The organism is Neoroseomonas terrae (assembly GCF_018129025.1).
Taxonomy (GTDB): domain Bacteria; phylum Pseudomonadota; class Alphaproteobacteria; order Acetobacterales; family Acetobacteraceae; genus Neoroseomonas; species Neoroseomonas terrae.
This window is the reverse complement of record NZ_JAAEDI010000025.1, coordinates 80,200-89,968: the sequence shown is the minus strand read 5'-3', so window position 1 is coordinate 89,968 and position 9,769 is coordinate 80,200. Positions and strand designations below refer to the sequence as shown.

4 protein-coding genes are annotated in these 9,769 nt (G+C 65.7%); all 4 read right to left on the bottom strand.

Annotated features, from left to right (window positions below; all coding sequences use genetic code 11):
• Positions 1–112 precede the first annotated feature (112 nt).
• Complete coding sequence (gene rpsG / locus GXW78_RS21375; protein ID WP_188973753.1) at positions 113–589, bottom strand: 30S ribosomal protein S7; 477 nt, start codon at positions 587–589, stop codon at positions 113–115.
• Positions 590–600: 11 nt separating this feature from the next.
• Positions 601–972 carry a 30S ribosomal protein S12 gene (rpsL, locus tag GXW78_RS21370; RefSeq protein WP_211870923.1) on the bottom strand — a complete coding sequence of 124 codons (372 nt, stop codon included), beginning with the start codon at positions 970–972 and terminating at the stop codon, positions 601–603.
• A 349-nt stretch (positions 973–1,321) separates the two neighbouring features.
• Positions 1,322–5,494, bottom strand: a complete 4,173-nt coding sequence (gene rpoC / locus GXW78_RS21365; RefSeq protein ID WP_211870922.1) for a DNA-directed RNA polymerase subunit beta' — start codon at positions 5,492–5,494, stop codon at positions 1,322–1,324.
• Positions 5,495–5,573: 79 nt separating this feature from the next.
• Positions 5,574–9,761 (bottom strand): DNA-directed RNA polymerase subunit beta, encoded by a 4,188-nt coding sequence (rpoB, locus tag GXW78_RS21360; RefSeq protein ID WP_211870921.1) that lies wholly within the window; start codon positions 9,759–9,761, stop codon positions 5,574–5,576.
• Between the last annotated feature and the right edge of the window lie 8 nt (positions 9,762–9,769).

Here is a 9,769-nt window from a genome sequence, read left to right as displayed (position 1 = left end):
TCAGCGACGTCTTGCCATGATCCACATGCCCGATCGTGCCAATGTTGCAGTGCGGCTTGTTCCGCTCAAACTTTGCCTTCGCCATCGTCGTCGTTCCCGATCGGGGGTTTCGTTACCAGCGGTAGTGGCTGAAAGCCTTGTTGGCTTCGGCCATCCGGTGCGTGTCTTCGCGCTTCTTGACGGCCGAGCCGCGGTTGTTCGCCGCGTCCATCAGCTCGCCAGAGAGGCGTTCTTCCATCGTGTGCTCGCCGCGCTTGCGGGCGGACTCGATCAGCCAGCGGATCGCCAGCGCCTGACGGCGCTCCGGGCGAACCTCCACCGGCACCTGGTAGGTCGCACCACCAACGCGGCGGCTGCGGACCTCGACGGCCGGCTTCACATTGTCCATCGCCTCATGGAACACGCGCAGCGGGTCGCTGTTCGGCCCACCACGCTTCTTCAGCGTGTCCATGGCGGCATAGACGATCCGCTCGGCGGTGCTCTTCTTGCCATCATACATGAGCACGTTCATGAAACGGCTCAGCACAAGGTCACCGAACTTCGGATCCGGCAGGACTTCGCGCTTCTCGGCGCTGTGGCGACGGGACATCTCTCAGTGCCTCACTTCGGCCGCTTCGCGCCATAGAGCGAACGGCGCTGGCGGCGCTTGGCGATGCCCTGGGTGTCGAGCACGCCGCGCAGGATGTGGTAGCGAACGCCCGGAAGGTCCTTCACGCGGCCACCGCGGATCAGCACGACCGAGTGTTCCTGCAGGTTGTGGCCTTCGCCGGGGATGTAGCTCACGACTTCGAAGCCGTTCGTCAGGCGCACCTTGGCGACCTTACGCAGAGCCGAGTTCGGCTTCTTCGGCGTGGTCGTATAGACGCGCGTGCAGACGCCACGCTTCTGCGGGCTGCCCTTCAGTGCCGGAACCTTGTTCCGGGCCGGCTTGGTCTCACGCCCCTGGGCGATGAGCTGGTTGATCGTCGGCATGACGCCCCTTCAAAACCTTCAAGTCCCCAGCCCTGCCCTTGCAAAGAGCGACCGCCCGGCGAGCATGCTTCCGCATGCCTTCCAGGCTTACGTTTCGCTGCCGGCCTCAGCCCCGGTGGTTGGGGCGGCGCCGGCGGCGCAGCGTTGTGGACCAAAACCTGACAGGGCACCGTTGCCGGGGCCCTGCCGAGGGGGGGCTTCTACGCGCCACCCCCCTGTGAGTCAAGCGTGTGAAGGGCCTGATTCGCGCCGGTGACAAAGAACGCCATGCCGCGATCGCGAAGCCCGGACATGATAAGGGCCGGCCCCTTGCGAAGGCCGGCCCTCAATCGTCTGACGCGCCTCGGCTTTACTCCGCGGCGTGCGGTTCCGGCAGCGCCGGCGCGTTGGACGGCAGGCGCCCCTTGTCGCGCTGGGCGGCCAGGGCCCGCAGCCGGTTCATCACGGAGCCGGTGCCCGCCGGGATAAGGCGCCCGACGATCACGTTCTCCTTCAGGCCGGCCAGGTAGTCGACCTTGCCCGCCGTGGCGGCCTCGGTCAGCACCCGCGTCGTCTCCTGGAACGATGCGGCCGAGATGAAGGATGTGGTCTGCAGCGAGGCCTTGGTGATGCCCTGCAGGACCGGCTCGGCCACGGCGGGGCGTTCCTTGGCGGCGACTCGCGTCTCGTTCTCGATCTCGAACTCGATGCGGTCGATCTGCTCGCCGATCAGATAGGTGGTGTCGCCCGGATCGGTGACCTCCACCTTCTGCAGCATCTGCCGGACGATGACCTCGATGTGCTTGTCGTTGATCTTCACGCCCTGCAGCCGATAGACCTCCTGGATCTGCTCCACGAGGTAATCGGCCAGCTTCTCGACGCCCAGCACGCGCAGGATGTCGTGCGGCACGCGAGGCCCGTCGACCAGCGGGTCGCCGCGCTTCACGTAGTCGCCTTCCTGCACCGAGACGTGCTTGCCCTTCGGCACCAGGTATTCGCGCGCGACCGGTGTCTCGTCGCCCACCTGCTCCGGCACCACCAGGATGCGGCGCTTCGCCTTGTAGTCCTTGCCGAACTCCACGCGCCCGTCGATCTCGCTGATGATCGCGTGGTCCTTCGGACGCCGCGCCTCGAACAGCTCCGCGACTCGCGGCAGACCGCCAGTGATGTCGCGGGTCTTGGACGATTCGCGCGGCAGGCGGGCGAGCACGTCGCCGGCGGCCACCACCGCCCCGTTGTCGATCGAGAGAATCGTGCCGGGGGTGAGGAAGTAGATCGCCTCCGTTCCGTTCTCGCGCTTGACGACGTTGTTCTTCTCGTCGCGCAGGATCAGGCGCGGCCGCAGATCGGCGGCCTTGCCCGGGGCCTTGTACTCGACGACCTCCTTGAAGGAGAGACCGGTCACGTCGTCCTGGCGATCGACCAGGGTGACGTTCTCGATCAGGTCGGCGAATTCGACCTTGCCCGCGCGCTCGGTGATGATCGGCAGGGTGAACGGATCCCATTCGGCCAGCTTCTGGCCGCGGGTGACCGTCATGCCTTCCTCGCCGATCAGGCGCGCGCCGTAGGGCACGCGCTGACGGGCGCGCTCACGCCCCTGCGCGTCGATCAGCACGATCTCGCAGTTACGCGACATGACGATCGGCTGATTCTGGCTGTTCGTGACCACCACGCGGTTCAGCACCTTGATGGTGCCGTCGCCCGAGGCCTCGACCGCCGACTGCTCCGCACCGCGCTGTGCCGCGCCACCGATGTGGAAGGTGCGCATCGTCAGCTGGGTGCCCGGCTCGCCGATCGACTGCGCCGCGATGACGCCGACCGCCTCGCCGATGTTCACCGGCGTGCCGCGCGCGAGGTCACGGCCGTAGCAGCGGCCGCAGACGCCCTGGCGCGCATCGCAGGTCAGTACGGAGCGGATCTTCATCTGCTCCACGCCCGACTTCTCGATACGCTCCGCGGCGACCTCGTCGATCAGGTCGTTGCGCGCGACGATGAGCTCGCCCGTCGCCGGATCAGCCACGTCTTCCTGCGCCGTCCGGCCCAGGATGCGTTCGGAGAGCGAGGAGACAACCTCCGCGCCATCCATCGCCGCACCCACGGTCAGGCCGCGCTCGGTGCCGCAATCCTGCTCGACGATGATGCAGTCCTGCGCCACGTCGACCAGACGCCGCGTGAGGTAGCCCGAGTTCGCGGTCTTCAGCGCCGTATCCGCGAGGCCCTTCCGGGCGCCGTGGGTGGAGTTGAAGTACTCAAGGACGGACAGGCCTTCCTTGAAGTTCGCGATGATCGGCTGCTCGATGATCTCGCCCGAAGGCTTGGCCATCAGGCCGCGCATGCCGGCAAGCTGGCGCATCTGCGCGGGCGAACCACGCGCACCGGAATGCGACATCATCCAGACGGAGTTGGTCGGCGTGCCGATCTCCTGCTTCTGGATCTCCTTCATCATCGCGCCGGCAACCTCGTCCGTGCAGCGCGACCAGGCGTCGACCACCTTGTTGTAGCGTTCGCCGGCGGTGATGAGGCCGTCGAGATACTGCTGCTCGAACTCCTTCACCTCGTCCTTGGTCTTGGCGATCAGGGCGACCTTGGTGTCGGGCACCACCATGTCGTTCTTGCCGAAGGAGATGCCGGCCTTCGCCGCCTGACGGAAGCCGAGCGCCATCATCCGGTCGGCGAAGATCACCGATTCCTTCTGGCCGCAGTGGCGATACACCGCGTCGATGACGTCCGAGACGTTCTTCTTCGTCAGCATCCGATTGACGAGGCTGTACTGCAGCTGCGGGTGCAGCGGCAGCAGCGCGCCGATCATCATGCGGCCGGCCGTCGTCACCACGCGCTCCGTGACGACCTCGCCATCGGCCTTCATCGTCTTCCGGCGCGCGCGGATCTTGCTGTGCAGCGTGATGGTGCCGGCTTCGAGGGCCAGCTCCGTCTCGTTGACCGAAGCGAAGGATGGGGCGTCCTTCTCCTCGGTCGCCAGGAACTCCGGCGTCTCCAGCGACAGGTAGTACAGGCCGAGCACGATGTCCTGCGACGGCACGATGATCGGCTTGCCGTTCGCGGGGCTGAGGATGTTGTTCGTCGACATCATCAGCACGCGCGCTTCCAGCTGCGCTTCGAGCGACAGCGGGACGTGCACGGCCATCTGGTCGCCGTCGAAGTCGGCGTTGAAGGCGGTGCAGACCAGCGGATGCAGCTGGATCGCCTTGCCTTCAACCAGCGTCGGCTCGAAGGCCTGGATGCCCAGGCGGTGCAGCGTCGGCGCCCGGTTCAGCATGACCGGGTGCTCGCGGATCACCTCCTCGAGGATGTCCCACACCTCGGGACGCTCCTTCTCCACCATCCGCTTCGCGGCCTTGATGGTGGTGGCGTGGCCGTACTTCTCGAGCTTCGAGTAGATGAACGGCTTGAACAGCTCGAGCGCCATCTTCTTCGGCAGGCCGCACTGGTGCAGCTTCAGCTCGGGACCGACGACGATCACCGAACGGCCGGAATAGTCGACGCGCTTGCCGAGCAGGTTCTGGCGGAACCGGCCCTGCTTGCCCTTCAGCATGTCGGACAGCGACTTCAGCGGGCGCTTGTTCGCACCCGTGATGGCGCGGCCACGACGACCGTTGTCGAACAGCGCGTCCACCGATTCCTGCAGCATGCGCTTCTCGTTGCGCACGATGATGTCCGGCGCGCGCAGCTCGATAAGCCGCTTCAGGCGGTTGTTGCGGTTGATGACGCGGCGATAAAGGTCGTTCAGGTCGGATGTCGCGAAACGACCGCCATCCAGCGGCACCAGCGGGCGCAGCTCGGGCGGGATGACCGGCACGACGTCGAGAATCATCCACTGCGGATGCGCGCCGGACTCAGCGAAGGACTCGATAAGCTTCAGCCGCTTCACGAGCTTCTTGCGCTTCGCCTCGGAGGTCGTCTCCTTCAGCTCGCCGCGCAGCTTCACGCCCTCGGAGCCGAGGTCGATGCCACCGAGCATCTGCTTCACGGCTTCCGCGCCGATGCCGACGCTGAACGCGTCCTCACCGAACTCGTCCATCTTCTGCTGATACTGGTCCTCGTTCAGCAGCTGGTGCAGCTTGAGGTCAGTCAGGCCGGGTTCGAGCACCACATAGGACTCGAAATACAGGACCTTCTCCAGCTCCTTCAGCGTCATATCGACCATCAGGCCGACGCGGCTCGGCAGCGACTTCAGGAACCAGATGTGAGCGACCGGGGAGGCCAGCTCGATATGGCCCATCCGCTCACGACGTACCTTCGCGAGGGTGACCTCGACGCCGCACTTCTCGCAGATGATGCCGCGGAACTTCATCCGCTTGTACTTGCCGCACAGGCACTCGTAGTCCTTGATCGGACCGAAGATGCGCGCGCAGAACAACCCATCCCGCTCCGGCTTGAAGGTGCGGTAGTTGATGGTCTCGGGCTTCTTGATCTCGCCATACGACCAGGACCGGATCTGCTCGGGGGAAGCGATCGTGATCTTGATCTGGTCGAAGGTCATCGCCTGGCCGGTCTGGCCCAGGATCTTCATCAGCTCGTTCATGCGGTCCTCGCAATTGAGGCCGCCGCCGTGGACGACCCACGGCGGCTGAGCGTTTCGAAAAGGATGGAGCGCCGGCGGATCACGCCGGGCGGTTCTCCAGGTCGACGTTGAGGCCGAGGGACTTCAGCTCCTTCACCAGCACGTTGAAGGATTCCGGAATACCCGCTTCGAAATTGTCCTGGTCGCGGACGATCGCCTCATAGACCTTGGTCCGGCCCGACACGTCGTCCGACTTCACCGTCAGCATCTCCTGCAGCGTATAGGCGGCGCCATAGGCTTCGAGGGCCCACACCTCCATTTCGCCGAAGCGCTGGCCGCCGAACTGCGCCTTGCCGCCCAGCGGCTGCTGGGTGACGAGGCTGTACGGCCCGATCGAACGCGCGTGGATCTTGTCATCCACCAGGTGGTGCAGCTTCAGCATGTAGATGTAGCCGACCGTCACCTTGCGCTCGAACTTCTCGCCCGTCCGCCCGTCATGCAGCCACACCTGGCCCGACGTATCGAGGCCCGCCTTGGTCAGCATGCCCTCGATATCCGCCATGCGGGCGCCGTCGAAGACCGGCGTCGCGATGGGGATGCCCTTGCGCAGGTTCTCGCCCAGTTCGACCAACTGCTCGTCGCTCATCGGCGCGATGTCGCGGGCGAAGATCTCCTCGCCATAGACATCCTGCAGCTTCGCCTCGAGCTCGGAGCGCCGGGCTCCGCGATGGCGGTATTCCTCCACCATCTCGCCGATCTGACGGCCGAGCGACGCGCAGGCCCAGCCGAGATGCGTCTCGAGGATCTGCCCGACATTCATGCGCGACGGCACGCCAAGCGGGTTCAGCACCAGGTCGACATGGCTGCCGTCCTCTAGGAACGGCATGTCCTCGATCGGCACGACGCGGGACACGACGCCCTTGTTGCCATGGCGGCCGGCCATCTTGTCGCCCGGCTGCAGCTTCCGCTTCACCGCGACGAAGACCTTGACCATCTTCATCACGCCGGGCGGCAGCTCGTCACCGCGCTGCAGCTTCTCGACCTTGGATTCGAAGCGCTTCTGCAGCTTCTCCACCGCGGCGTCGAATTCGCGCTTCAGCGCCTCGATCTCGGCCATCGCCGCATCGTCGGCCACGCCGATCTGGCGCCAGGTCGCCTTGGCGAACTGCTCCAGCAGCGCGTCGTCGATCACCGTACCGGACTTCACGCCCTTGAAGCCGCCGGAGGCCTTCTTGTTCAGCATCCGCTCGCGCAGACGGGAATAGAAGGAGCGCTCCTGGATCGCCTTCTCGTCGTCGCGGTCCTTCGCGAGCCGCTCGATCTCGGCGCGATCGATCGCCATCGCGCGCTCGTCCTTGTCCACGCCGCGGCGGGAGAAGACGCGAACGTCGACGATGGTGCCGGACACGCCGGGCGGCAGTTTCAGCGAGGTGTCGCGAACATCAGACGCCTTCTCGCCGAAGATGGCGCGGAGCAGCTTCTCCTCGGGCGTCATCGGGCTCTCGCCCTTCGGCGTCACCTTACCGACGAGAATGTCGCCCGGATTCACCTCAGCACCGACATAGACGATGCCGGCCTCGTCGAGGTTGCGCAGCGCCTCCTCACCCACATTCGGGATGTCGCGGGTGATTTCCTCCTGACCCAGCTTCGTGTCGCGGGCCATCACCTCGAACTCCTCGATATGGATCGAGGTGAAGACGTCGTCCTTCGCGATGCGCTCGCTGATCAGGATCGAGTCCTCGAAGTTGTAGCCGTTCCACGGCATGAACGCGACGAGCACGTTCCGCCCCAGCGCCAGTTCACCCAGTTCCGTGGAAGGACCATCGGCGATGATGTCGCCCGCCAACACCCTGTCCCCCACCTTCACCAGCGGGCGCTGGTTGATGCAGGTGGACTGGTTGGAACGCATGAACTTGCGCAGGCGATAGATGTCGACGCCACGGGTCGTGCCGTCATCGCCCGAGGCGCGCACGACGATACGCGCGCCGTCGATGCTGTCGATCACGCCATCGCGCTTCGCCACGATCGTCGCGCCGGAGTCGCGCGCGACTGCCGCTTCCATGCCGGTGCCGACCAGCGGCGCATCGGCGCGGATCAGCGGCACCGCCTGGCGCTGCATGTTCGAACCCATCAGCGCGCGGTTCGCGTCGTCGTTCTCGAGGAACGGGATCAGCGCCGCGGCGACCGAGACGAGCTGCTTCGGCGAGACGTCGATCGCCGTGACTTCCTCCGGCTTCACCAGCCGGAAGTCGCCGCCCTGACGCACCGAAACCAGCTCGCTCTTGAACTCGCCGGTATCGGCATCGACCTCGGCATCGGCCTGGGCGACGACAAGACGCTCCTCCTCCATCGCGGAGAGGTAGCGCGGGCTGCCGACGATCTTGCCGTCCTTCACGAGGCGGTACGGCGTCTCGATGAAGCCGTACTTGTTCACCTTGGCGAAGGTCGCGAGGGAGTTGATCAGGCCGATATTCGGCCCTTCCGGCGTCTCGATCGGGCAGATGCGGCCGTAATGCGTCGGGTGCACGTCGCGCACCTCGAAGCCGGCGCGCTCACGCGTCAGACCACCCGGGCCAAGCGCCGAAAGGCGGCGCTTATGCGTCACTTCCGACAGCGGGTTGGTCTGGTCCATGAACTGCGAGAGCTGCGAGGAACCGAAGAACTCGCGCACCGCGGCGGCGGCCGGCTTCGCGTTGATCAGGTCGTGCGGCATGACGGTGTCGATATCGACCGACCCCATGCGCTCCTTGATCGCGCGCTCCATGCGCAGCAGGCCGACGCGGTACTGGTTCTCCATCAGCTCGCCGACCGACCGCACGCGGCGATTGCCGAGATTGTCGATGTCGTCGATCTGGCCGCGCCCGTCCTTCAGGTCGAGCAGCACGCGCAGCGTGGAGACGATGTCCTGCTTGCGCAGCGTGCGGATATGGTCCGGCACTTCCTCGGCCGAGAAGCCGAGGCGCATGTTCATCTTCACCCGGCCGACGGCCGAGAGGTCATAGCGCTCGCCGTCGAAGAACAGGCCCTTGAACAGGGTCTCGGCGGTCTCCGGCGTCGGCGGCTCGCCCGGGCGCATCACCCGGTAGATGTCCATCAGCGCTTCTTCGCGGTTGGTGTTCTTGTCCACCGCCAGCGTGTTGCGGATCCACGGCCCCACCGACTGGTCGATCGCGAGCGTCGGCAGACGATCAAGACCAGCGCTCTCGATGGAAGCAAGTTTCGGCTCGGTCAGCTCGTCGCCCGCCTCGGCCCAGATCTCGCCGGTCTGCAGGTCGACCAGGTCCTCAGCGACGAAACGGCCAAGCAGATCGGCGCGGCCGACCAGCACTTCCGTCGTACCGGCTTCGGCGATCTTGCGGGCCGTGCGCGGGGTCAGCTTGGCGTCCTTGTCAGCCACCACCAGCCCGGTCTTCGCGTCGATCAGCGGCTCGATCAGCTTCACGCCGCGGAAGGCCTCGGGGTCGAAGGCGCGCGACCAGCCCTTCGGGCCGCGGCTGAACACCACCTGGCCGTAAAACAGGTTCAGGATTTCCTCGGCATCCATGCCGCGGATCTCGCTCGGCTCCAGCTCGCGGCCGGCCGCCGCCGCCTCGGCGCGCAGCCCCTCGGTCCGCGTGCTGTCCAGCGCCAGCAGCAGGGTCGTGGTCGGCAGCTTCCGCTTGCGGTCGATACGGACGTAGCAGATGTCCTTGGCATCGAATTCGAAGTCGAGCCAGGAGCCGCGATAGGGAATCACGCGCGCGGCGAACAGGTACTTGCCCGACGAATGGGTCTTGCCCTTGTCGTGGTCGAAGAACACGCCCGGGGAGCGATGCATCTGGGAGACGATGACGCGCTCGGTGCCGTTGATGATGAAGGTGCCGTTGTCCGTCATCAGGGGCATGTCGCCCATGTAGACGTCCTGCTCCTTGATATCGCGGACGGAGCGAGACCCGGTGTCCTCATCCACGTCCCAAACGATCAGGCGCAGGCGCACCTTCAGCGGCGCAGCGAAGGTCAGCCCGCGCTGAATGCATTCCTCGACATCGTACTTCGGCTCCTCGAGCTCGTACTGAACGAACTCAAGGCGACCGCGCCCGGCGAAATCGTCGATCGGGAAGACGGACTTGAACACCTCCTGCAGCCCGGCATGGAACCGGCTGTCCGGGCTCACCTCCATCTGCAGGAAGGCTTCGTAGGAAGCCCGCTGCACGTCGATGAGGTTCGGCATCGGTGCCACTTCGGGCAGCCGCCCGAAGCTCTTGCGGATCCGCTTGCGCCCCGTGAACGACTTCGTGATAGCGTTCATGCCTGTCC

Bases quoted from the DNA above. Each gene is read 5' to 3' on its own strand.
- rpsG (WP_188973753.1), bottom strand. From the start codon at position 589: ATGTCCCGTCGCCACAGCGCCGAGAAGCGCGAAGTCCTGCCGGATCCG.
- rpsL (WP_211870923.1), bottom strand. From the start codon at position 972: ATGCCGACGATCAACCAGCTCATCGCCCAGGGGCGTGAGACCAAGCCG.
- rpoC (WP_211870922.1), bottom strand. From the start codon at position 5,494: ATGAACGAGCTGATGAAGATCCTGGGCCAGACCGGCCAGGCGATGACC.
- rpoB (WP_211870921.1), bottom strand. From the start codon at position 9,761: ATGAACGCTATCACGAAGTCGTTCACGGGGCGCAAGCGGATCCGCAAG.